Here is a 21,880-nt window from a genome sequence, read left to right on the forward strand (position 1 = left end):
TCCCGGCGCCGCCGCTTACGGCGTCCGCTTGCGCAGGACGAACTGTCCCAGGGCCAGGAACTTTTGCGCCCGCTTGCCCGTGTCGACCTCGGTGGTGAACACGTTGCCCTGCGAGTCGATCGCGAGGTTGTGGACCCAGTGGAACTGGCCCGCCATGCGCCCGTTCCGGCCGAAGGCGCCGACCACCTCACCCGTATCCCGCGCGAGCGTGCGCACCTCGTTGTTGGCCCCGTCGGCATTGAGCAGGTAGGTCTCGTCGGCGTCCGGCCAGAGGGCCAGTTCCCAGACCGAGCCGTTGGCCCGGGTGTTCTTCTCGACGAGGATCTCCTTCACGAAGGTCCCGTCCTTTTTGAAGACCTGGATGCGGTCGTTGGTCCGGTCGCAGACATAGACCAGCCCGTCCCGGGCGATCCGCACGCAATGGACCGGGTTGGCGAATTGCCGGGACGGGGCCGCCGCCGGATCGTAGGGGCGGAGCTTGTCGTCGGTCGGCGGCTTGCCGTAGGCGCCCCACATCCGCTTGAACGCGCCCGTGTCCCGGTCGAAGACGATGATGCGGTGATTGAAGTAGCCGTCCGCGACGTAGACCTCGTTGGCCGCCATGTCGAAATCGACGTTGGCGGGCTTGCCCAGGCGGGTCGTGTCCTGGCTGTCGGTCTGCGGACCGGACTTGCCGATCTGCAGGACGAACTTGCCCTCGGGGGTGAATTTCAGGAGCTGGCCGTCCTGCTCGCCGTTGCCGGCGATCCAGACGAAGCCCTGGCCGTCGATCTGGATCCCGTGCTCGTTGGACGGCCAGTCGTAGCCGGTGCCGGGGCCGCCCCAGCTCCGCAGCAGCGTCCCGTCCTGGGCGAATTCCAGAACCGGCGGGGCGGGCCTGCAGCACTTCGTGCGCGGCGGTTCGAGGCTGGCCGCCTTCTCGTCGTCGGTGAGCGTCCGCGGCCGCTGGACCACCCAGACATGATCCTGGGCGTCGACGGCGACGCCGGCCGCCTGACCCATGATCCAGTCGTTCGGCAGCGGTTTCGGCCAGGACGGGTCGACCTGGAACCGCGGCGGCTCCGCGGTCGCAGGGCCCGCGAGGGCGAGCAGGCAGGCGAGCGCCGGCAGGGCGGTGACGATTCTCATGGCGTGTCCTCCGGCGCCTGTCCCGGCGCTCACCGCCAGTCTGGCGGCCGGGTCCGGCGGGATCCAGCGGGACGCACGCGCTTCGGTGACAGAGGCTGCCCGACCACCATCCGGACAGAAAAAAGGCCACTCCCGAAGGAGCGGCCCGAAGTCTAGGGAGGAAACGCCCAAGAAGGGCTGCGAGAGGGCGACGCCATCGCCTTCCCGCGCTGCACAATCTGCGCCCCTGGACGGAAAATTCAAGGGCATTCAGGACAGCAGGGCTGTCCTTTGTGTGCCCGCGCACGCATCGCCGCAGGCCTGTGTTGAAAATGTCGCAGATCGGCCGGCCCGGTCGAAACCTGCTTTGTGTCCACGGAATCCGATCGATCATTGCGCAAGCCGCTGATGAATCGCGATTTTGCAGGATCGAACCCGGGCCCGGCCCGAGGGTTCGACTGCGGCTTTTCATCCGCGCCGTCCGGACGGACGAATTGCCCGAACGCTCTACCTTCTCCAGCCAAGTTTCCGGCGCGGCGCGCCAAGCAAGGGGCAGGTCAGCATGGCGATCCAGGGTGAGCGGATCCGGATCCTCAACGATGTCGAGCCCCGCGGAGACGGCGCCTACGTCCTGTACCTGTTGCAGCAGGCCAACCGGGCGACGTTCAACCCGGCCCTCGAACTCGCCATCGAGGAGGCGAACCGCCTCGGCCTGCCGGTGGTCGCCTGCTTCGGCCTCCTCGACGGCGCCAGCGGCTTTCCCGAAGCCAATGCCCGGCACTACGCCTTCCTGCTGCAGGGTCTCGCGGATGCGAAGGCGGGCCTGGAGAAGCGCGGGATCGGCTTCGTCATGCGCAAGGTCTCGCCTGCGCAAATCGCCATCGACCTCGCCGCGGATGCGGCGCTCCTCGTGCTCGACCGCGGCTATCTCGCCATCCAGAAGGGCTGGTACCGGGAGATCGCCGAGGCGGTGACGACGCGGATCGTCCAGGTCGAGGGCGACGTCGTCGTGCCGGTCGAGACGGCCTCGGGAAAGCACGAATACGCCGCCCGGACGCTGCGGCCGAAGCTGAACCGGCTGTGGGACCCGTTCATCGCGGCGCTGAAGCCCCGCACGGTGAAGCACAAGGCCGATCGCCTGAAGCTGAAGAGCGCGGTCGACGTCTCCGATCCGGAGGCGGTGCTCGCCGGGATGAGCCTCGACCGGGCGGTCGGGCCGGTGAAGCGGTTCACCGGCGGCGAGACGCAGGCCCGCAAGCGCCTGAAGGCGTTCCTGAAGGATGGGTTTGCCGGCTACGGCGCGGGGCGCAACAGGCCGGAGGCGGCGGCCGCCTCGCACATGAGCCCGTACCTGCATTTCGGGCAGATCTCGCCGGTCGAGATCGCCCTGGCGGTCCGGGAGGCCGGGATCGGCGATTCCGACGACCGCGGTGCCTATCTGGAGGAGCTGATCGTCCGGCGCGAGCTCGCCATGAACCACGTCTTCTACACGGAGGGTTACGACGACTACGACAAGGCCGTGCCGGACTGGGCGCGCAAGACGCTGGCCGAGCACGCGACGGACGCGCGCCCGCACGCCTACTCGGAGAAGCAGCTCGCCGCCGGCGAGACCCACGACCGCTACTGGAACGCCGCGATGCGCGAGATGCGCGAGACCGGCTACATGCACAATCAGCTGCGGATGTACTGGGGCAAGAAGATCCTCGAATGGTCCCCGTCGCCGAAGGAAGGCTTCGCCCGGACGCTCCGGCTGAACAACCGCTACTTCCTCGACGGGCGCGATCCGAACTCCTTCACCAACGTCGCCTGGGTGTACGGCCTGCACGACCGTCCCTGGCAGAAGCGCAAGATCTTCGGCACCGTGCGGTATCAGAGCGAGAACTCGCTCAAGAAGTTCGACGCCAAGGCCTATGTGCGGGCCGTGGAGACGCTCTGCGCGGCCGAGGGGTGAGGGGGCGCGCCGCCCGTCCCGCGTTTTCCGGGCGCAGGAGCATCGTCGCAATCATCGCGCGACGGCGCGCCCGGTCCGTGCGGTCCCCCACCGTATTGCAACGCTTTCTCCGGCCGGATCCCGGGTCTCTGCAGCACACAGGTTTGTGAAGAAACGCTGTCCCGGCTCCGGGTGTTTCGAGCGCACTTCCGGCTCCTCGCAAACGGCCGGACATCATCCGGTGACATCTCGGTCCGACCGAGACCGGATCATCGCTATAGCTTGCGACTGAAAGGAGGACGACGATGCGAATGAAGCTTGCAGGCGCAGCACTCCTCGCGCTCGGAACCTTGACCGCCACGGTCGGCACGGCGGACGCCGCCCAGGGCTGCGGCCCGGGCTTCCACCGGGGCTGGTCCGGCTGGTGCAAGCCGAACTGGCGTCCCTACGCCTACCGCCCGGTCTACTACGCGCGGCCGGTGGTCTATGGCTGGCACCGTCCCTGGGCTTGGCGCCGGGTCGGCTGGCACCGCCCCTGGGGCTGGCACCATCATGGGGGCTGGCGCCGGGCCGCGTGGCATTACCGCTGGTGAGCGGTGGGGCCGGCACGCGCGTGCCGGCCCCCCTTGAAACGGGTCTTTCCTCGACCGTTGCGCTATAGCGTCCGCTCCGGCTGCGCGGACGAGGTGCTCTTTCATGGTCGAGATGCGGGACGACGTTGGGGACACCCGGGATGCCCCGCCGCCGCAACGCTCGCGCTACCGCCGCTCGATCATGCGCCTGCGGTCGGCCTCGATGGAGGCCTTTCCCCTCTGGCGCGGGCGCCTGCTCTTCCTGGTCGGCGGCATCGGCGTGGGCCTCGCCGCCGTGCTGATGGCCAAGGGCGCCGACCTCGCGCAGGACGGGTTCCGGCGCCTCACCGCGCCCTCGCCGCTGATCGCCCTGGTGCTGACGCCGGCGGGCTTCGCCCTCGCGGCGCTCCTGGCCCGCACGGTCTTCCCGAATTCGCAAGGGTCGGGGATCCCGCAGGTGATCGCCGCCCGGCATGCCCGGGACGCGCGCTTCCGCTTCTCCCTGATCTCGCCGCGGGTGGCGGTGGGCAAGGTGCTGGTCCTGTTCCTGGGCCTGCTCTGCGGCGCCTCGGCGGGCCGCGAGGGGCCCACCGTGCAGGTGGGCGCGGCGATCATGGCGGCCTTCGGACGCCTGACCCCCGAGCGCCTGCCCGGGCTGCTGCTCGCGGGCGGCGCGGCCGGCGTCGCGGCGGCCTTCAACACGCCGCTGGCCGGCATCGTGTTCGGCATCGAGGAACTGGGCCGCGCCTACGAGGCGCGCTCCTCGGGCCTGATCGTCGCCGGGATCGTCGCGGCGGGCCTGACCTCCCTCGGGCTTCTGGGCAATTACACCTATTTCGGGACGACCGATGCCGCCCTGCCGCTGGCGGCGGCCTGGATCGTGCCGCTCGTCGCCGTGGTCGGCGGCCTCGCGGGCGGGCTGTTCAGCCGCGTCGTGATCCTGTTCGCCCGCGGCCTGCCCGGGGCGGCCGGGCGGCTGATCCGGCGGCGGCCCGTCGTGTTCGCCGCGGTCTGCGGGCTGTGCGTCGCCCTCTGCGGCCTCGCCTCCGGGGGCGCGGCCTACGGGACCGGATACGAGGAGGCCCGGGCCATCCTCCACGGGGATGCGGCGGCCGGCTGGACCTACGCGCCCCTGAAATTCGGCGCCACCGTGCTGAGCTCGATCAGCGGCATCCCCGGCGGCCTGTTCGCGCCGTCCCTGGCGGTCGGCGCCGGCCTCGGCGGCACGGTCCACGGCCTCCTGCCGGACATGCCCGTGGGCGCCCTGGTGCTGATCGGGATGGTGGCCTACCTGACCGGCGTGCTGCAGGCGCCGATCACCAGCTTCGTCATCGTCACCGAGATGACCCAGAACCACGCGATGGTGATCCCGCTGATGGTCGCGGCCCTCCTGGCCGACGCCGCCTCCAAGGCGGTCTGCCGGGGCGGGCTCTACCACACCCTGGCGGAGATCATGCTGGAGCGCGCCGACGTGCCGGCGCAGCCCGTGGCGAAGACCGGTTGACCTCACGTAAGACTATAAGCGGCGCGGGCCGGAATCCGCGGAACGGTCTCGCTTGGCGTCGGTTGAGGCAGAAGCGACAGGCCCCGCGCCGGGCCGCAGCCGGAGTGACGTCATGACCCTTCTGAAATGGGCCCTCATCTGCTTCGTGATCTCGCTGATCGCCGGCGGTCTCGGCTTCACCGGAATCGCCTCGGGAGCCGGCTCGCTGGCCCGCATCCTGTTCGGGCTGTTCCTGGTCATCGCCATCGTGATCGTGGTCATCGCCTTCGCGGTCGGTCAGGCGGTCTTCTGAGGCCGGCGCGGTGCGCGGCACGGTCTGCCTCGTCACCGGGGCGACCGGCGGCATCGGCTACGAGACGGCCCTCGGGCTCGCGCGCCTCGGCGCGCGGGTCGCGATCGTCGGCCGGGACGCCGGGAAGCTGCAGGCCTGCGCCGACCGGATGCGCGCCGCGGTGCCCGGCTCCGCCGTGGAGCCGCACTGCGCGGACCTGTCCGCGCAGGCCGAGATCCGCCGGCTCGCAGAGACTCTGCGGGTGGCCTATTCGCGCCTCGACGTGCTGGTGAACAATGCCGGCGCGATCTTCGACCGGCGCACGCTGACCGCCGACGGCATCGAGCGCACCTGGGCGCTCGACCATCTGGGCTACGTGCTCCTGACCCTCGAACTCCTCGATCCCCTGAGGCAAGCGGTGGCGGCCGGCGGAAGGCCGCGGATCGTCAACGTCGCCTCGGCGGCCCATTACCGGGGGCATATCGACTTCGACGACATCGAGGGCGCCCGGCGCTACCGGGCGATGGGGGCGTATGCCCAGGCCAAGCTCGGCAACGTGCTGTTCACCTATGCCCTGGCCCGCCGGCTGCGCGACAGCGGCATCACGGTGAACGCCCTCCATCCGGGGGTGGTCAATACCGGCTTCGCCAAGAACACCGGCGGCCTGTTCGGCGCGGCCTGGGCCCTGATGCGGCCGTTCCTGATCACGCCCGAGAAGGGCGCACGGACCTCCCTCCGCGTGGCCAGCGCCCCTGACCTCGACGGCGTCAGCGGCCGCTACTTCTCGCACGGGCAGCCGAAGGTCTCCTCGGCCGAGAGCCGCGACGAGGCGGTGCAGGAACGGCTCTGGGCTCTCAGCCTCCAGCAGGTCGGCCGGAGCGACTGAACGGCGCGCCCGTCCCGATGGACGCGCCGGCTGGCAGCACTGGTCTCGTGGAGGCGGACGAGACCTTCATCGGCGTTGAGCCCGGCAAGCCGAAAACACGTCAGGTCGAAGCACGAACGACCGACGATCCGGCGGCACACCCGCAACGCATGGTCCGCCCTCGGCCTCCCTAATGGGGGGCCTCGCCGAGGATTTCCCCCGTCTTGGGATCAAGCTCGAACTTCATTTTCTGTCCGTTTTTGATCCCTTCGCCGTCCCAATGCCCATCGTCGGCCTCGATTTTCGTGATCGACGTGTAGCCCGACGATAGAAGCTTGGCTTTGACCTGTTCCACCGGCATCCAGTCCGGCCCCGGCTGATCGGCCATGGCGGTGACGGGCGCGCTTGCGCCGAGGGCAAGGACGAGTGCGAGCATCGTTCGCTTGATCATTGTCTGTATCTCATGAGGTCACGCAGAGAATGATCTAGGGCGCCCCAGTCATCCGGGGGGTATCGCATCGTCATTTTCTGCCGGCCGCTTCAGTCACCGGCCCTGGCGGACGGCCGAACGATAGAATTGCCGTTCCGAAAGACTGAGCCAATGTCACGACGCCGCTCTCGTCGCGATGCAGGAGATGGCCGAACTCAGGTCTGTCTCGCAGACGCCGCGTCCTTCGAAGGGGGCAGCCGTGCAGGCGTGGAACAGGCCGTCATCGGGACGAGCCGGGCGACCCTGACCCTCGCCCGAGAGGGCACAAGGGACGCAGCGCCCCGCGGGCGATGACGTGGGTGGTCGCAAGCGCGGCGATCTCCGCCACGAGATCGGGGGCACCGCACGTTGTCATGGCCGTCCCGGCGAGGGGCCGACCCTCCTCGCCCGGATGCTCGACCGGCCGCCGTCTGATGCGTCCCCGCGTGAGGACGCGGGATCGACGCCGCGATCCGGCTTCGCCGCTTCAGCTGCGAGACCTGCGGGCCGGGGGCCCAGCGAGTCCCGTTCAGGCCGCCCGCCGCACCGTGTGGTCGCCGTGGTGCTGGATCTCGATGAACACCCGGGTCACGTCGGGGCTGCGCGCCTTCAGCGCCCGGTCGAGGCGGGTGACGAGGCTCTCGACATCCCCGGCGCTGAGGTCGTCGGCCATGTCGATGCTGAGATTGACCAGGATGTCGGAGGGGCCGAGGTGCTGGGTCAGCACCTCGTTGATGTGGAGCACGCCCGGCTCGGCCCGGGCCAGCTCCGTGATCGCCGCGACGATCTCGGGATCGGCCGCCTCGCCGATCAGAAGGCCGTGGGTCTCGACCATGAGGAACACCGCCATGCCGACGAGCACGAGGCCGATGCCCACCGACGCCCAGCCATCGAGGCTCGGCATCTCCAGGATATGCGACAGGGCCACGCCCGCGAGCGCGATGACGAGGCCGATCAGGGCGGCGGTGTCCTCGGCGAGCACCGTGAACAGGGTCGGATCCTTGCTGCGCCGGATCGCCCGCACGGCCGAATGCTGGCCCTTCTCGGCCCAGAACTGGCGCATCGCCACGAAGAAGGAGGTGCCCTCCGCCGCGATGGCGAAGCCGAGGATCCCGACATTCACCCAGAGGCCCGGCAGCCGATAGCCGAACAGCTCGGCATCGACGTCCGGCTCGGGATGGCGGATCCGCTCGATCCCCTCGTAGATCGCGAAGAGGCCGCCGCCGAGGAAGATCATCAGCGCCACCACGAAGGCGTAGAAGTAGATCTCGCGCCCGTAGCCGAACGGGTGGCGGGCATCGGCCGGGCGCCCGGCCCGCTTCATGCCGACGAGCAGCAGCACCTGATTGGCCGTGTCGACCACCGAGTGCACGCCCTCGGCGAGCATCGCCGTCGAGCCGGTCAGCGCACCGCCCACGAACTTCGCCGCCGCGATGGCGAGATTGGCCCCCGCGGCCGCGTAGATCGCCCCCGTGCTCTCGTGCGCCATCCGGAACTCCTTGCGCGCGCCGCGTGCCGACCTGCGCGCCTCGTTGGAAGCCGGACCGACGGAGCCCGGCACGGCGCTGCGGCCGTGGCGAGGCAAGCGTTGCGGCAGGCCGCTTGTTCCCGTGTGGACGCGGGTGGGTGGCCCGTGCAACCTGCAACCGCTCGACGACCGCTCACGGAGACCCGGAGGCAGCATGGCCGACGCCCCCTACGATCCCGACAACATCTTCGCCAAGATCCTGCGGGGCGAGATCCCCTGCCACCGCGTCTACGAGGACGACCATACGCTGGCCTTCATGGACGTGATGCCCCAGGGGGAAGGCCACACCCTGGTGATCCCGAAGGCGCCGTCGCGGGGCCTGCTCGATGCCGATCCGGAGTCGCTCGGCGTCTTGATGGCGCGCGTCCAGAAGGTCGCCCGCGCCGTGAAGGCGGCGTTCCAGGCCGAGGGGCTGACCCTCTTCCAGTTCAACGAGCCGGCCGGGGGCCAGACCGTCTTCCACCTGCACGTCCACATCATCCCGCGGCGTGAGGGCGTGCCGCTCAAGCGCCACGAGGGCGGGATGGCCGACAACGCGGTCCTGGCCGAGCATGCCGCACGCATCCGCGCGGCCCTGGAGGGGCAGGGCTGAGGATCAGGCCGCGCTCGCCGGATCGGCCGACTGGGCCATGCTGGCGAGCAGGCGGCGCAGGGCGGCGTTCTCGGTCTCGAGTTCGCTGACGCGCTTCAGCAGCAGGGTCACGGAGGCGTCCGTCGCGGCCGCAACGGGCGCCGCGGGCGCGGCGCTGGCCGGCTGCTCGAAGGTCACGCCGATGCCGTCCTCCCGGCGCCAGCGCAGGATGGCCCGGTAGGTCCGATCCTTCTGCGGAATGTAGAGATCGAAGGCCTCCGGGAGCGTGGTGGCGTCGCTCATGACGAGCCGTGCACCGGCGGAGGACATGTCGCGCACGAGGCAATCGAAGCTCGACGAGCCGTTGTTGAAGACGATGCGACCCTTGAGGAAGACCCTCTGGCGCGCCTCTCTGCGATGCTCCGACATGCGGCCGGCTCCGAAGCTGACGATGCCGCCAGTCCTGCACGCCAGCCCTTAAGGAATCTTCGTTGCGATCGCAGAGTCGGGGCCCGCCGCGCGGCGGGATCCCTGCCGACGGGGGGCCCATCGCCGGGTCCCGGCTCGGCGCGCGGGGCGATCCGGTTTCAAGCCGGCGCGGCTGGCGCCGCCGGGCGGACGGCGTTCTTCGTGCTGCGTTGCGGAACGCCGGCCGGCGGCTCGGCCCGCGCGCCGCATGGGCGCGCTCAGTCCTTCCCGATGCCCCCGCTCACGCGATGAAGCGCCGGTCCACCGTCTGGAACAGGTAGAATCCGTTGAAGCGCACGGCGGTGTCGGCGGCTCGGTCGTCGAAGTCGAGGGGTTGCCGGCTGCCGTCGCAGAGCTTGCCGCCGAAGGTCCAGCGGCCGGCGCCGATGAAAGGCGGGACGGTGCTGGCCTCAGGCACCGCGCAGCAGAGACCCTCGACGCTCTTGAGCTGGAACAGGTTGTAGCTTCGCATCCGAAGTCCTCCGCCTGGCCGCCCTCAAAGCCAAATTTTCCCAATACGGTATTTTGCATTGCGAAGAATCGGCTTGACCGTGCTCATAATGGCACAATCGGTCGAGTTTGTGTCGGTCAAGTTTCGGGGACGTTTCGGTTCAACTCCGCGATCCAGATGCGCGCCGACCCGTCGGAGGGCGCGCGCCAGTCGCCCCGGGGCGAGAGGGAGCCGCCGGCCGAGACCTTCGGCCCGTTGGGGAGCGCCGAGCGCTTGAACTGGCTGAAGCCGAAAAAGCGGGTGAGGAACACGCCGAGCCAGCGGCGGATCTCGGGCAGGTCGTAGGCGACCCGCTTGGCCTCGGGGAAGTCCGGCGCCCAGAAGCCGCTGTCCCTGTCGCCCCAGGCGTGGAGCGCCAGGAAGGCGATCTTCGAGGGTCGGAACCCGTAGCGCAGCGTGTAGAACAGGTTGAAGTCCTGCAGCGCATAGGGGCCGATCGTGGCCTCCGTGCTCTGCGGGCTGTCATCCTGGTCCACCGGCACAAGCTCGGGGGAGATCTCGGTGTCGAGGACCGCCTGGAGGGTGCGCGCCTCGTCCGGCCCGACCTCGCCGTGGCCGATCACCCAGCGGATCAGGTGCTGGATCAGGGTCTTCGGCACGCCGGCATTGACCGCGTAGTGGCTCATCTGGTCGCCGACGCCGTAGGTGCACCAGCCGAGCGCCAGCTCCGAGAGGTCGCCGGTGCCGACCACGATGCCGCCCGCCTGGTTGGCCAGCCGGAACAGGTAATCGGTGCGCAGGCCCGCCTGCACGTTCTCGAAGGTCACGTCGTAGACCGCCTCGCCCCTGGTGAAGGGGTGGTTCATGTCGGCGAGCATCTGCCGGGCGGCCGGGCGGATATCGATCTCGGCGGCCGTGCAGCCCAGGGCCTTCATGAGGGCGTGGGCATTGGTCTTGGTGGCGTTCGAGGTGGCGAAGCCCGGCAGCGTGTAGGCCAGGATGTCCGAGCGCGGATAACCGAGGCGGTCGAAGGCCTTGGCGATCACGATGAGCGCGTGGGTCGAATCGAGGCCGCCCGAGACGCCGATCACGGCCCGGCGGGTGCCGGTGGCCTCCAGGCGCTGGGCGAGGCCGGCGACCTGGATGTTGTAGGCCTCGTAGCAATCCTGGGCGAGGCGCGTCGGGTCGGCGGGCACGAAGGGAAAGCGCTCGATCCGCCGGATCAGCCCGAGATCGGCCTCCGGCGGGTCGAGCCGGAATGGGACCCGGCGATAGGGCAGGGTATGGCGCCGGGCGTCGTCGTCGAAGCTGCCGGCCTGGAGGCGCTCCTGGGCGATCAGGTCGAGGTCGATGTCGCCGAGCGTCGTCACCGGGCCTGCGGGGAAGCGCTCGCCCTCGGCCAGCCGCACGCCCAGCTCGTCGATGCTGGTCTGGCCGTCCCAGGACAGGTCGGTGGTCGATTCGCCCTGGCCGGCGGCGGCATAGACATACGCGCAGGCGCCGCGCATCGCGGCCGCCCGCGAGAGGAGCGCCCGCGACTCGGCCCGGCCGACGGTGATCGGGCTGCCCGAGAGGTTGGCCAGCACCGTGGCGCCGGCGAGGGCCGCGCGCATGCCCGGGGGCTCCGGAACCCACAGATCCTCGCAGATCTCCACCCCGACCACGAGGCCCGGCAGGTCCTCGGCCGGGAACAGCAGGTCGGTGCCGAACGGCGCCTCGTGGCCGGCGACCCGGATGGCCTCGCCGGTGATCCCGGCGCCGGAGGCGAAGTGGCGCTTCTCGTAGAACTCCCGGTAGTTCGGCAGGAAGGTCTTCGGCACGACGCCGAGCAGGCGGCCGCCCTGGATGGCGAGCGCGGTATTGTAGACGCGGTGGCGCCAGCGGAGCGGCGCGCCGACCAGCAGCAGCGGCCGGAGATTGGCCGATTCGGCGATCACCCGGGCGGCGGCGGCCTCGACAGCGTCCAGCAGGGTCTGCTGGAGCAGCAGGTCCTCGATCGCGTAGGCCGAGAGGCCGAGTTCGGTGAAGACCGCCAGCGCGGCCCCCGAATCGTGGCACCTCCGGGCGAGGTCGAGGATCGCGTCGGCGTTGCGCTCGGGCTCGGCCGGGTGGCTCCGGCCTGTGCAGGCCGCAACCCGGGCGAAGCCGTGGCGGTAGAGGGAGCGGAAGCGCGCCGGCGATTCGGAGGTGGCTGGAGACACGGGCACCTGTCCGGATGAGGAATGGCTGCGGGTATCATATGGCATGCGGCCCGGCACGGGCGATCGGACGCGGTCGGCGCCCGCGGCGGGTTGGCTGCACGGCGCACGAACCGCTCTGTTCCCGGCATGGTTTCCGCAGCGCGGCCCGTGGCAAGCCTCCATTAACGACGAATGGCCTAACTCAGGAACAGCCGCCGCGCGTCGGCGGATCCCTGTTTCGAGTATCGTCTGAGAACCCATGCGCGCATCGGGACGGCCTCCGTACTCCCACCGTGACCCCGCCCGCCCCGTCCGCGGCGGCGACCGCTCGGGCCTCTCCCTGGGAGCCCTGGCGCACCGGCTGATGGCGCTCCGCGCGAGCCTCACCCGCCGCCTGTCCGGCTCCCCGGCCGGACTCCCCGCCCGCCCGTCCTACGGTGCCCCCGGGCGCCGGGCGGAGCCGAGCTGGCTCACGCCGCCGGGCGCGATGGTCGGCCGCGAGGCCGCCGAGCGCGCCCCGCGCGCGGCCGCGCCCGAACCGCACTGGCCGGACCAGGTCTTCGACGACCGGGCGAGCCTCGACGCCCTGGATGCGCCGGCCTTCGAGAGCCGGATCGACCGCAGCGCGTCCTCGCCGGGCGTGCTGGTGCGCCAGCCGCGTCGCCCCGCCGCCATCGCCCCCGAGGGCGTGCCGGCCGGTGCGCCGGTCGCCGCCCCGGTCCAGGCCGCCGCCCCCTCGGCCGTGCGCTACACCCGCACCCCCGATTCGGTCCTGCAGGAGCGCCGCCAGCGCGCCCTTGAGGCCGAGCGCGTCGCCCTGGAGCGCGCCCGCGCCGAGGCGCAGGCGGCCGCCCTCGCCCTGGAGACCGAGCGGGCCGCCCGCGAGGAGGCCGAGCGGGAGCGCATCGCGCACGAGCAGACCGCCGCCGAGGCGGCGGAGCGCGTCGCCGTCATGCCGGTCCCGCCCGAAGCCGCCGCGCCGGACGCGGAGCCGGTGCCCCTGTGGCGCCAGCCCTTCGTCGCCCCGCCGGGCGTCCGCTTCTTCCGCACGCCGGATCGCCGCCCGGTCCGGCCCGCCGTCGAGCTGGCCGCGTCCACGGCGGTGATCGCCCCCGTCGCGGCGGCGCCTTTCGTCGCCGAGAGCGTCGAAACCGTCGCCGAGGCCCCGGCCCGCGACTGGTCCGACCTGCCCGACTGGTCCGAGGTCCAGCCCTGGTTCGACGGCGGCGACTGGTCGTCCGTCGAGGCCTGGTCGGCCCTGGAGGCGCAGTCCGCCGAGGCGCCCCCGGCCCCGGAGGCCGTCGCCGCGCCGGCGGCGTCCGACGAGCGCTTCGTCTCGATGCCCCTCGACATCTCGCACCTGCGCTCGCTGCCGCCGCGGCCGGTCTACGTGCTCGACCGGCTCGTGCGGTTCGACCAGCCGCCGCGCCCCGCCGACGGGCAGGATAACGGCACGGATTCCGGCCCGCGGACCGAGGAGGCCGCCGCGATCCGGAGCGCCTTCCTGCCCCCCGCCGCGGCCCCGGCCTCCGGCCTGTCGCTGGTCTTCGGTCCCGGCAGCGCCGCCGCCGAGCCTCCGGCCGCGCCGGTCTCCGAGGCTCCGCGCCGGGCCCCGGCGCTGAGCGCCATGGCGGCCCGGGCGGCGATCCGCGCGGCCGGCCAGCCGAGCACCCTCCCGCCGGCGCCCCCGGCCCAGCCCGAAGCCGTCCCGGCCCCGGTTGCGGCCGCGCCGGCCGCCGCGCGCGCCGAAGCCGAGCGCGTGGTGATCCCGATGACCCCGCGCCCGGTCCTGCTCCGGGGCAAGCTGGCGCCGCAGCCCGAGCCGGTCGAAGCCGAGGTTGAGAGCGAGGCCGAGCCCGTCGCGGACGAGCCGTCCGAGCCGGTCGCCGCCCTGCCGGCCCCCGCGCCGGTTGCGGTCCCGCTCGTCGCGCCCCGCGCCCACCTGATCCCGGCCGGCCGCCATCTCGAGATCGCGCCGATCGAGAACGCCGATTACGAGCTGCCGTCCCTCGAACTGCTCGCCCTGCCGGCGCCGGGCGGCAGCGAGGAGGTCGATGCCGACGTGCTGGAGCAGAACGCCCTCAACCTGCAGCAGACGGTCCAGGATTTCGGCGTGCGCGGCGACATCCTGGCGGTGCGGCCGGGCCCGGTCGTCACCCTCTACGAGCTGGAGCCGGCACCGGGCACCAAGTCCAGCCGCGTCATCGGCCTGTCGGACGACATCGCCCGGTCGATGTCGGCGGTCTCGGCCCGCGTCGCGGTGGTGCCCGGCCGGAACGTCATCGGCATCGAGCTGCCGAACGAGACCCGCGAGACGGTGTATCTGCGCGAGCTCCTCTCGTCGGCCGACTTCGCCGAGAGCAAGCACAAGCTGGCCCTGTGCCTGGGCAAGAACATCGGCGGCGAGCCGATCATCGCCGACCTCGCGCGCATGCCGCACCTGCTGGTGGCCGGCACCACCGGCTCGGGCAAGTCGGTGGCGATCAACACCATGATCCTGTCGCTGCTCTACCGGCTGAAGCCGGAGGAGTGCCGGCTGATCATGGTCGATCCGAAGATGCTGGAACTGTCGGTCTACGACGGCATCCCGCACCTGCTCTCCCCCGTGGTCATCGACCCCAAGAAGGCGGTCATCGCCCTCAAATGGGCCGTGCGCGAGATGGAGGAGCGCTACAAGAAGATGGCCAAGATCGCCGTCCGGAACATCGACGGCTACAACGCCCGCATGAAGGAGGCCCGCGACAAGGGCGAGACCATCACGCGCACGATCCAGACCGGCTTCGACCGCCACACCGGCGAGGCCGTGTTCGAAGAGGAGGCGATGGACCTGGCGCCGCTGCCGTACATCGTGATCGTGGTCGACGAGATGGCCGACCTGATGATGGTGGCCGGCAAGGACATCGAGGGGGCGATCCAGCGCCTGGCGCAGATGGCGCGGGCGGCGGGCATCCACCTGATCATGGCGACGCAGCGGCCTTCGGTGGACGTGATCACCGGGACGATCAAGGCGAACTTCCCGACCCGGATCAGCTTCCAGGTGACGAGCAAGATCGACTCGCGCACGATCCTGGGCGAGATGGGCGCCGAGCAGCTTCTGGGCCAGGGCGACATGCTGTTCATGGCCGGCGGCGGGCGCACGACCCGGGTGCACGGGCCGTTCTGCTCGGACAGCGAGGTCGAGACCGTCGTGGCGCACCTCAAGCGCCAGGGCCGTCCCAGCTACCTCGACGCCGTCACGGCCGACGATTCGCCCGAGGAGCCCGCCAAGGAGGGCGGCCGGTCGGGCCGGGGCAAGGCCGCCGCGGCCGACAAGGCCGAGCGCGGCGACGAGCCCGAGGAGGAGGCCCCCGTCTTCGACATCGGCGCTTTCGCGGCGGCGACCGGCGGCGAGTCCGACGACCTGTACAAGCAGGCGATCGAGGTGGTGCTGCGCGACCAGAAGGCGTCGACGAGCTACATCCAGCGCCGTCTGCAGATCGGCTACAACCGCGCCGCCTCGATCATGGAGCGGATGGAGATCGAGGGGATCGTCGGCCCGGCCAACCATGCCGGCAAGCGCGAGATCCTGGTCGCCGGCGCAGCCCACATGTCGAGCGGCGTGTACGACGACGAGTGAGACGCCGCGCCCCGGGCCGCTCCCCCATGGGGGCGGCCCGGACGTCGCATCTTCGCCACAGGGCGGGGTTCTAACGGGCCGCTGCGAAACCCGTCCCGTCCGTGAGAGCGGAGCGAAGCAGCCCAGGGCAGCGCGCCGTCCGGCACCGTGGAGCTCCTGGGTTGCCGCGCGCCGCTCGCGCAGACGACGGGGGGCGCGACGTCTTCACCCGCTCGCTGACGTCACGTTCCGCTTTCCCTTTGCCGCCGGAGCCCACGCCGTGGTTCCCCAGGAGACTCTGCCGATGATCGGCCGCCGCATCCGCACAGCCGGCTCCCTGATCGCCGCCGGGCTGTGGCTCGCGACCGCCAACCCGGCCGAGGCGCAGGTGGGCGCCTTCATCGACAGCCTGTTCGGCCACAAGGAGGAGCCCGCGCCGCAGCCCGAGGCTGCCCCGCCGGCCCCCGCGCCGGCCAAGAAGCCCGCGCCCAAGGCCAAGGAGGCGAGCAAGGACTCGGGCAAGGACACGAAGGCGGCCAATGCCAAGTCCGGCAAGGCCGAGCACAAGGCCGCCGAGCCCAAGGTCGCGGCGGTGGGCGCGCCGACGGCGATCGCCCCCGGCGAGCCCGCGGATGCCGCGACGCTGCTCGCCCAGGCCAACGCCTACTTCAACGGGATCAACACCCTGACGGGCAACTTCATGCAGATCGGCGCCGATGGGCGCCGGATCGGCGGCAAGCTGACGCTGGCCAAGCCCGGCCGCCTGCGCTTCGACTACGACCAGCCCTCGCCGCTCGAGGTGATCGCCGACGGCACCTCGGTGGCGGTGCGCGACCGCAAGCTCAACACGCAGGACCTCTACTTCATCGCCCAGACGCCGCTGAAATTCCTGCTGCGCGAGAAGATCGACCTCGCCCGCGACCTCACCGTCACCGACGTGGCCAACGATCCGGGCGGCGTCCGCATCAGCCTGGAGGACCGCGCCACCCTCGGCGGCACCTCGAAGATCCAGCTGTTCTTCGATGCCGACGTGAAGACCCTGTCGCAGTGGCGGATCACCGATCCGCAGGGCTACATCACGACGGTGACGCTCTCGAACCTCCAGAAGGGCAAGAGCGTCGACGGCAACCTGTTCTTCATCAATTACGGGCGTGCCGAGGACAAGGCCGTGCAGCAGCAGATCCAGCAAGCGCAGCCCTAGGGGGCGCCCTCAGGCCGCCTTCGCGCCGAGGCCGTCGAGGCCGATGGGGCGCCAGCGGTCGAGCTCCCGGTCGATCGCCCCCTCGGTGCCGCGCAGGAACTCCGCGGCCGTCAGGCCCGGCGGGACGGCCGTGAGGTAGCTCACCACCACGGTCCCGGCCCGGGTCGCCATGCCCCCCGGCCAGAACAGCCCGGAATTCAGCGCCACCGGCACCACCGGCAGGCCGAGCCGTCCGTAGAGCAGCTCGACGCCGCGCTTGAAGCGCAGCGGCGCGTCGATGCCGCCGCGGGTGCCTTCCGGAAAGATCAGCACCGACCGGCCCGCCGCGACAGCGGCGCGGCCCTCGTCGATCATGGTGCGCAAGGCCTGCGTGCCGTTGCCGCGGTCGATGACGATCATCGGCGAGCGTCGCAGGAACCAGCCGACCACCGGGATCGCCAGCAGCTCCCGCTTGGCGACGATCGCCACGTCCGGCACCAGCACCAGGAAGGCGAGGGTCTCCCAGGTCGACTGGTGGTTGGCGACGATCAGGCAGGGCTTGGCCGGCAGGTGCTGGCGGCCCTCCTCCACGTAGCGCAGGCCGACGATGTGCCGGAGCCCGGCCAGGATGCCGCGCGCCCAGAGGCGCGTCGCCCGTCGGATCGGCCGCTCGGGGGACCCCGACAGGAGGAAGACCGCGAGCGGCGCGAGGAACAGGGTGGTCCAGGCGGCCCAGTAGGCGGCGAACAGGAGCGAGCGGGCATGTGCCATGGCGGCGCCTCGACGAGGGGCCCGGGACAGGGCAGGGCACGGGCATAGCGCCTGCCGGGCACCGACGCACGGCATTTCGCGCCGCCGGCGTCGAGCGGACTGTCGCGGCCCGCGAAATCGGCTATCGGAGCGCACCTCCGACCGAACCCCGGCGCCGCCCGTGCAGCTCACCGTCACCACCTGGAACATCAACTCGGTGCGCCTGCGCATCGACCTCGTGCTGCGCTTCCTGGCCGAGCACAAGCCGGACGTGCTCTGCCTCCAGGAGACCAAATGCCCGGACGACGCCTTCCCGCTGAAGGCCCTGCGCGGCTCGGGCTACGAGCACGTGATGTTCGCCGGGCAGAAGGGCTACAACGGCGTCGCGATCCTCTCCCGCTTCCCCCTGCACACCCGCGCCGTGATGGGGTTCTGCGAGCGCCAGGATGCCCGCCACATCTCGGCGGTGCTGGGGCCGGAAGCGGGGGCCGCCGCCGGCATCGTGCTGCACGATTTCTACGTCCCGGCCGGCGGCGACGTGCCGGACCGCGACCTCAACCCGAAATTCGCCCACAAGCTCGACTTCCTGTCCGAACTGCGCGCCTGGGGTGGCAAGCGCGTCTCCGGGCCGGCGATCCTCGTGGGCGACCTCAACGTCGCGCCCCTGGAGCACGACGTCTGGTCGCACAAGCAGCTCCTCGACGTGGTCAGCCACACGCCCGTGGAGACCGAGGCGCTGGAGGTCCTGCGCGGGGAGGCGGGGTGGATCGACGCGGCGCGCCACCTCACCCCGGAGCCCGAGAAGATCTACACGTGGTGGAGCTACCGCTCCCCCGATTGGTCGGCGGCCAACAAGGGGCGGCGCCTGGACCACGCCTGGGTGTCCCCGGACCTCGCCGGGACGGTCCGCAAGGTGGAGGTGCTGCGCGAGGCCCGCGCCTGGGAGCGTCCCTCCGACCACGCGCCGGTCACCCTGACCCTCGAACTCTGATCCGGCGCCCGCACGGAACCGGGGTGCGGTCCGAGCATTGCCCGCTCACGAACCCGTGACGTGAGCGAGCCCCGATGCGCAAGATCCTGATCGCCTTCCTCCTCCCCAAGGTCGTCTCCTTCCTGCGCCGCCGCTACGGCGGCCCGCATTCCGGGCGCACCCGCGCCTTCTGAGACGGTTCGGTACCCTCGCCCGGCCTGTGACGGCCGGGCGCAGGCGGCGGCCCTGGAGGCAGCCCTAGATCCCGTGGATCGCCCACGACCCGGAGCCTCCCCGATGACCGACGATCCGCGCGAGGCCGGGCCGCAGCCGCCCTTTCCCGGCGACCAGCAGCAGCCCCGGCCGGGCCTGACCTCCAAGATGACGCCGCGGCCCGACCACGGCGAGGACAGCTATGTCGGCAAGGGGCTCCTCACGGGCCACGCGGCGCTGATCACCGGCGGCGATTCCGGCATAGGCCGGGCTGTGGCCATCGCGTATGCCCGCGAAGGCGCCGACGTGGCGATCTCCTATCTCGACGTCGAGCAGGAGGATGCCGAGGACACGAAGGCCTGGGTCGAGAAGGCCGGCCGGCGCTGCCTGCTCCTTCCCGGCGACATCCGCGACGAGGACCATTGTCGCGACCTCGTGGCGAGGACCGTGGCGGCGTTCGGGCGCCTCGACGTCCTCGTGAACAACGCCGCCGCCCAGGTGGTGAACGACAGCCTCGACGACGTGAAGGCTCCCGACATCGAGGGCTCGTTCCGCGCCAACGTCTTCGCCATGTACCACCTCGCCCAGGCCGCGGTGCCGCACATGAAGCCCGGGGGGGCGATCGTGAACAGCACGAGCGTGCAGGCCAAGGTCGCCGATCCCAGCATGCTGATCTACGCCGCCACCAAGGGCGCGATCGCGAGTCTGACCATCGGCTTGTCGAACCTGCTGGCGCCGAAGGGGATCCGGGTGAACTGCGTCGCCCCGGGGCCGGTCTGGACGCCGATCCAGCCGATCGTGAAGAGTCCGGAGCAGATCGAGCAGCTCGGCGCGCAGACCCCGCTCGGCCGCGCCGGCCAGCCCGCGGAACTCGCTCCGGCCTACGTGCTGCTCGCCTCCCGCGAGGGCAGCTACATGTCCGGGGCGCTGGTGCCGGTCACCGGCGGCATCCCGATGCTCTGAGCGCCGGGTCCGCGCGGAGGCTCGAGCCCATCTCCGCATCCCGAGAGGGGGAAGCCGCCTCGGTCGTGTCGGCGCGCCTGTCGGCCGCCGCGGACCGGCCGGCGGCCGACAGGCGCGACGGCGCCCGCGCGATGCATGGGACATCGACGGCGGATCGGTTTTCAACGGCGGGAGGGACCTGTAGGTGTCCCGGGCTTGGCCTGCGGCGGTCGCACCGCTGCGGACCCGAACGCCGCGTCGCGCCATCCGGGTGCGGCCGCCCCCGACGGAGACGACGATGAGCGATGCCCAGACCCGGACCGCACTGGTGACGGGGGCTGCCCGCGGCATCGGGCTCGCCACCGCGACCCGCTTCCTCGCGGACGGCTGGAACGTCGCCCTGCTCGATATCGACGGTCCGGGCGTGGCCGCGGCGACGGAGCGGCTCGGCCGTCCGGAGGCCGCGCTGGCGGTGACGGCCGACGTCTCCGAGCCCGAGGCGGTCGCGGCGGCGATCCGGCAGGTCGGCGACCGGTTCGGGCGGCTCGACGCCCTGGTCAACAATGCCGGCATCGCGATCTTCAAGCCGCTGATGGAGACCACCTTTGCGGACTGGTCGCGGGTGCTGGCGGTCAACCTGTCCGGTCCGTTCCTGTGCACGCAGGCCGCCGTGCCGCTCCTGTCCGAGCGCGGCGGGGCGATCGTGAACGTCACCTCGATCTCGGGCCTGCGCGCCTCGACCCTGCGGACGGCCTACGGCACCAGCAAGGCGGCGCTCGCGCAGCTCACCCAGCAGCAGGCCGTCGAGTTGGCGCGCTGGGGCATCCGCGTGAACGCCGTCGCCCCCGGCCCGGTGGATACCGCGATGGCCAAGGCGGTCCACAGCCCGGAGATCCGGGCGGATTATCACGACACCGTCCCGCTCGGCCGCTACGGGCTGGAGACGGAACTCGCGGAGGCGATCGTCTTCCTCTGCTCGGAGCGCGCCTCCTACATCACCGGCCAGCAACTCGCCGTCGACGGCGGTTTCGAGGCGACGGGCATCGGCCTGAAGACCCTGCGCGGCGGACGGAACGCCTGAGCCCGCTGCAGGGCCGGATCTCCCGGTTTCGGACAGGGTTCGTTAACCCTGCCGCCGTAGCCCCGAAGCTTGGTCAACAGGCGCGGGTGCCATGCCGAGACTCGGCTCCATGATCCTCGACGGTCTAGCGTTCCTCCTGGCCGCGATCGCCCTCACGGCGGTCGTCGTCGGCTACGAGCGTAATCTGCCGGATCCGGGCGCGTCACTCGCCGAAGGCCCGCCTGCCTGGATCGATCCGGTCACGACGGGGGCGATCACACCGGCGGCGCCGGGCGCGGCGTCTCGCTGGGCGGACGCGCAGCTCCTGATCCCGGCCGCGGACACGAATCGGCCGCACCACGCCGACGGCGGCGCCTGGGTGAACCCGCCGCGCCGCTGAGACATCCGCCTCGGGCCGGCGACCATCACAACTGATCGTTAACTATGGTTGCCGAACCTTCCACCGCACAGCGAAGCGGAGAGGCATCCATGACGCGCGACGGAAACCGCCCCCATCCCAGCGCCCTGGCGCGCTACCCGGTTCCGATCGAGCTGATCTCGGCGCTGTTCCGCGCCGACGACGCGGAGCGCGACCGGCTGCTCGCCCCGATGCCGGCCTATGGGCGAGCCCGGATCGCGGCCTATTGCGCCGACAACGCGCGGCTCGCGGCGCTCGGCCTGAAGGTGGCGCGGTCCTGCGACGAGGCCACGCTCGTCAAGGCGGCGGGCCAAGCCGTCGGCGCCGACCTCTACGCGCGCTCACGGGCCGCCGCCCCGACCCCGGTCCGGCTTCAGGCCGCCTGACCGATCCGTTGCGCGTGGGCCCGTCCGGCCGATCCCGTCGGGTTGATGAATGGCCGGACCTGTCCCGGTTCACGGCGACCGGCGCATCCTCCTGCCATCGGTCCGGTGCGTCCGGCCCGCTGGTTCAGGAGATCGTGTCATGATGCGCTCCAAGATGCTCGGCCTGGTCGCGGTGGTCACGGCGGGGCTCGCCACCGCCACGGCGGCGAACGCGGCACCGTTCGGCTATGGCCCCCCCGATGCCGGGGTCGTGATCGAGCGCGTGGCGGGCGGCTGCGGTCCCGGCTTCCACCCCAATCCCTGGGGCCATTGCCGGCCCAACGAGCGCGGCTGGGGCTGGGGCGGTCCCCGCGGGCCCTACGGGCGGCCGGGCTACGGCGGCTACGAGCGCGGCTATGGCGGCTATGACGGCCCGCGCCGGTTCCACGGCGGCTGGTAGCCCGCGCGGCC

The 21,880-nt window shown here is 71.5% G+C and carries 21 protein-coding genes and 1 pseudogene; 15 read left to right on the forward strand and 7 right to left on the reverse strand.

Features of this window, described 5'->3' with window-relative positions; translation table 11 throughout:
* Positions 1 to 15: 15 nt before the first annotated feature.
* On the reverse strand, positions 16 to 1,128 hold the full coding sequence (locus GGQ91_RS21445; protein ID WP_182592811.1) for an NHL repeat-containing protein: 1,113 nt from the start codon (positions 1,126 to 1,128) through the stop codon (positions 16 to 18).
* A 541-nt stretch (positions 1,129 to 1,669) separates the two neighbouring features.
* Between GGQ91_RS21445 and GGQ91_RS21450 the strand changes: the two genes are divergently transcribed.
* The 6 genes and pseudogenes from GGQ91_RS21450 to GGQ91_RS21475 all read left to right on the forward strand — a co-directional run.
* Positions 1,670 to 3,058, forward strand: a complete 1,389-nt coding sequence (locus tag GGQ91_RS21450) for a deoxyribodipyrimidine photo-lyase (RefSeq protein WP_043387797.1) — start codon at positions 1,670 to 1,672, stop codon at positions 3,056 to 3,058.
* 284 nt (positions 3,059 to 3,342) lie between these two features.
* On the forward strand, positions 3,343 to 3,630 hold the full coding sequence (locus GGQ91_RS21455; protein WP_043351140.1) for a GCG_CRPN prefix-to-repeats domain-containing protein: 288 nt from the start codon (positions 3,343 to 3,345) through the stop codon (positions 3,628 to 3,630).
* A gap of 103 nt (positions 3,631 to 3,733) precedes the next feature.
* Complete coding sequence (locus GGQ91_RS21460; RefSeq protein ID WP_403091495.1) at positions 3,734 to 5,113, forward strand: chloride channel protein; 1,380 nt, start codon at positions 3,734 to 3,736, stop codon at positions 5,111 to 5,113.
* 112 nt (positions 5,114 to 5,225) lie between these two features.
* The gene (locus tag GGQ91_RS21465) at positions 5,226 to 5,405 is read left to right on the forward strand and encodes a DUF1328 domain-containing protein (protein ID WP_043351142.1); all 180 of its coding nucleotides are present in this window, start codon (positions 5,226 to 5,228) and stop codon (positions 5,403 to 5,405) included.
* A gap of 10 nt (positions 5,406 to 5,415) precedes the next feature.
* Positions 5,416 to 6,270, forward strand: a complete 855-nt coding sequence (locus tag GGQ91_RS21470) for an SDR family NAD(P)-dependent oxidoreductase (RefSeq protein ID WP_182592812.1) — start codon at positions 5,416 to 5,418, stop codon at positions 6,268 to 6,270.
* Positions 6,270 to 6,371: pseudogene (locus tag GGQ91_RS21475) on the forward strand (IS1595 family transposase); the annotation flags it as partial. The gene GGQ91_RS21470 and the pseudogene GGQ91_RS21475, both read left to right, overlap by 1 nt.
* Before the next feature lie 68 nt (positions 6,372 to 6,439).
* Here the strand turns inward: GGQ91_RS21475 and GGQ91_RS21480 are convergent.
* Positions 6,440 to 6,700 carry a PepSY domain-containing protein gene (locus GGQ91_RS21480; protein WP_236952722.1) on the reverse strand — a complete coding sequence of 87 codons (261 nt, stop codon included), beginning with the start codon at positions 6,698 to 6,700 and terminating at the stop codon, positions 6,440 to 6,442.
* A 547-nt stretch (positions 6,701 to 7,247) separates the two neighbouring features.
* Positions 7,248 to 8,207 (reverse strand): cation diffusion facilitator family transporter, encoded by a 960-nt coding sequence (locus GGQ91_RS21485; RefSeq protein WP_043351145.1) that lies wholly within the window; start codon positions 8,205 to 8,207, stop codon positions 7,248 to 7,250.
* 193 nt (positions 8,208 to 8,400) lie between these two features.
* Between GGQ91_RS21485 and GGQ91_RS21490 the strand changes: the two genes are divergently transcribed.
* Positions 8,401 to 8,838 (forward strand): HIT family protein, encoded by a 438-nt coding sequence (locus GGQ91_RS21490; RefSeq protein ID WP_043351147.1) that lies wholly within the window; start codon positions 8,401 to 8,403, stop codon positions 8,836 to 8,838.
* A 3-nt stretch (positions 8,839 to 8,841) separates the two neighbouring features.
* Here GGQ91_RS21490 and GGQ91_RS21495 read toward each other — a convergent pair whose 3' ends face one another.
* The 3 genes from GGQ91_RS21495 to GGQ91_RS21505 form a co-directional block, all read right to left on the reverse strand.
* On the reverse strand, positions 8,842 to 9,246 hold the full coding sequence (locus tag GGQ91_RS21495) for a PilZ domain-containing protein (protein WP_043351152.1): 405 nt from the start codon (positions 9,244 to 9,246) through the stop codon (positions 8,842 to 8,844).
* 280 nt (positions 9,247 to 9,526) lie between these two features.
* Complete coding sequence (locus tag GGQ91_RS21500) at positions 9,527 to 9,757, reverse strand: hypothetical protein (RefSeq protein ID WP_043351157.1); 231 nt, start codon at positions 9,755 to 9,757, stop codon at positions 9,527 to 9,529.
* Between the two features lie 116 nt (positions 9,758 to 9,873).
* On the reverse strand, positions 9,874 to 11,937 hold the full coding sequence (locus GGQ91_RS21505; protein ID WP_182592813.1) for an NAD(+) synthase: 2,064 nt from the start codon (positions 11,935 to 11,937) through the stop codon (positions 9,874 to 9,876).
* Positions 11,938 to 12,280: 343 nt separating this feature from the next.
* Between GGQ91_RS21505 and GGQ91_RS21510 the strand changes: the two genes are divergently transcribed.
* Together GGQ91_RS21510 and GGQ91_RS21515 are read left to right on the forward strand one after the other, a co-directional pair.
* Positions 12,281 to 15,532 carry a DNA translocase FtsK gene (locus GGQ91_RS21510; RefSeq protein ID WP_182592893.1) on the forward strand — a complete coding sequence of 1,084 codons (3,252 nt, stop codon included), beginning with the start codon at positions 12,281 to 12,283 and terminating at the stop codon, positions 15,530 to 15,532.
* Positions 15,533 to 15,815: 283 nt separating this feature from the next.
* Positions 15,816 to 16,712, forward strand: a complete 897-nt coding sequence (locus GGQ91_RS21515) for a LolA family protein (RefSeq protein WP_182592814.1) — start codon at positions 15,816 to 15,818, stop codon at positions 16,710 to 16,712.
* Between the two features lie 9 nt (positions 16,713 to 16,721).
* On the opposite strand, the gene GGQ91_RS21520 is transcribed toward GGQ91_RS21515, so the two are convergent.
* On the reverse strand, positions 16,722 to 17,462 hold the full coding sequence (locus GGQ91_RS21520) for a lysophospholipid acyltransferase family protein (RefSeq protein WP_182592815.1): 741 nt from the start codon (positions 17,460 to 17,462) through the stop codon (positions 16,722 to 16,724).
* Positions 17,463 to 17,622: 160 nt separating this feature from the next.
* Between GGQ91_RS21520 and xth the strand changes: the two genes are divergently transcribed.
* The 6 genes from xth to GGQ91_RS21550 all read left to right on the forward strand — a co-directional run bounded on the left by xth (position 17,623) and on the right by GGQ91_RS21550 (position 21,869).
* Positions 17,623 to 18,432, forward strand: a complete 810-nt coding sequence (gene xth, locus GGQ91_RS21525) for an exodeoxyribonuclease III (RefSeq protein WP_043354519.1) — start codon at positions 17,623 to 17,625, stop codon at positions 18,430 to 18,432.
* A 276-nt stretch (positions 18,433 to 18,708) separates the two neighbouring features.
* Positions 18,709 to 19,587 (forward strand): SDR family oxidoreductase, encoded by an 879-nt coding sequence (locus tag GGQ91_RS21530; RefSeq protein WP_043354517.1) that lies wholly within the window; start codon positions 18,709 to 18,711, stop codon positions 19,585 to 19,587.
* Between the two features lie 277 nt (positions 19,588 to 19,864).
* A complete protein-coding gene (locus tag GGQ91_RS21535; protein WP_043385070.1) occupies positions 19,865 to 20,647 on the forward strand; it encodes an SDR family NAD(P)-dependent oxidoreductase in 783 nt (260 codons plus the stop codon).
* A gap of 91 nt (positions 20,648 to 20,738) precedes the next feature.
* Positions 20,739 to 21,026: a hypothetical protein gene (locus tag GGQ91_RS21540; protein ID WP_236961973.1), complete on the forward strand. Its 288-nt coding sequence runs from the start codon at positions 20,739 to 20,741 to the stop codon at positions 21,024 to 21,026.
* 89 nt (positions 21,027 to 21,115) lie between these two features.
* Complete coding sequence (locus GGQ91_RS21545) at positions 21,116 to 21,430, forward strand: hypothetical protein (protein ID WP_043354509.1); 315 nt, start codon at positions 21,116 to 21,118, stop codon at positions 21,428 to 21,430.
* Positions 21,431 to 21,569: 139 nt separating this feature from the next.
* A complete protein-coding gene (locus GGQ91_RS21550) occupies positions 21,570 to 21,869 on the forward strand; it encodes a GCG_CRPN prefix-to-repeats domain-containing protein (protein ID WP_043385077.1) in 300 nt (99 codons plus the stop codon).
* Positions 21,870 to 21,880: the final 11 nt, after the last annotated feature.

It is taken from the genome of Methylobacterium fujisawaense (assembly GCF_014138435.1).
In the GTDB taxonomy this organism is placed as follows: domain Bacteria; phylum Pseudomonadota; class Alphaproteobacteria; order Rhizobiales; family Beijerinckiaceae; genus Methylobacterium; species Methylobacterium fujisawaense.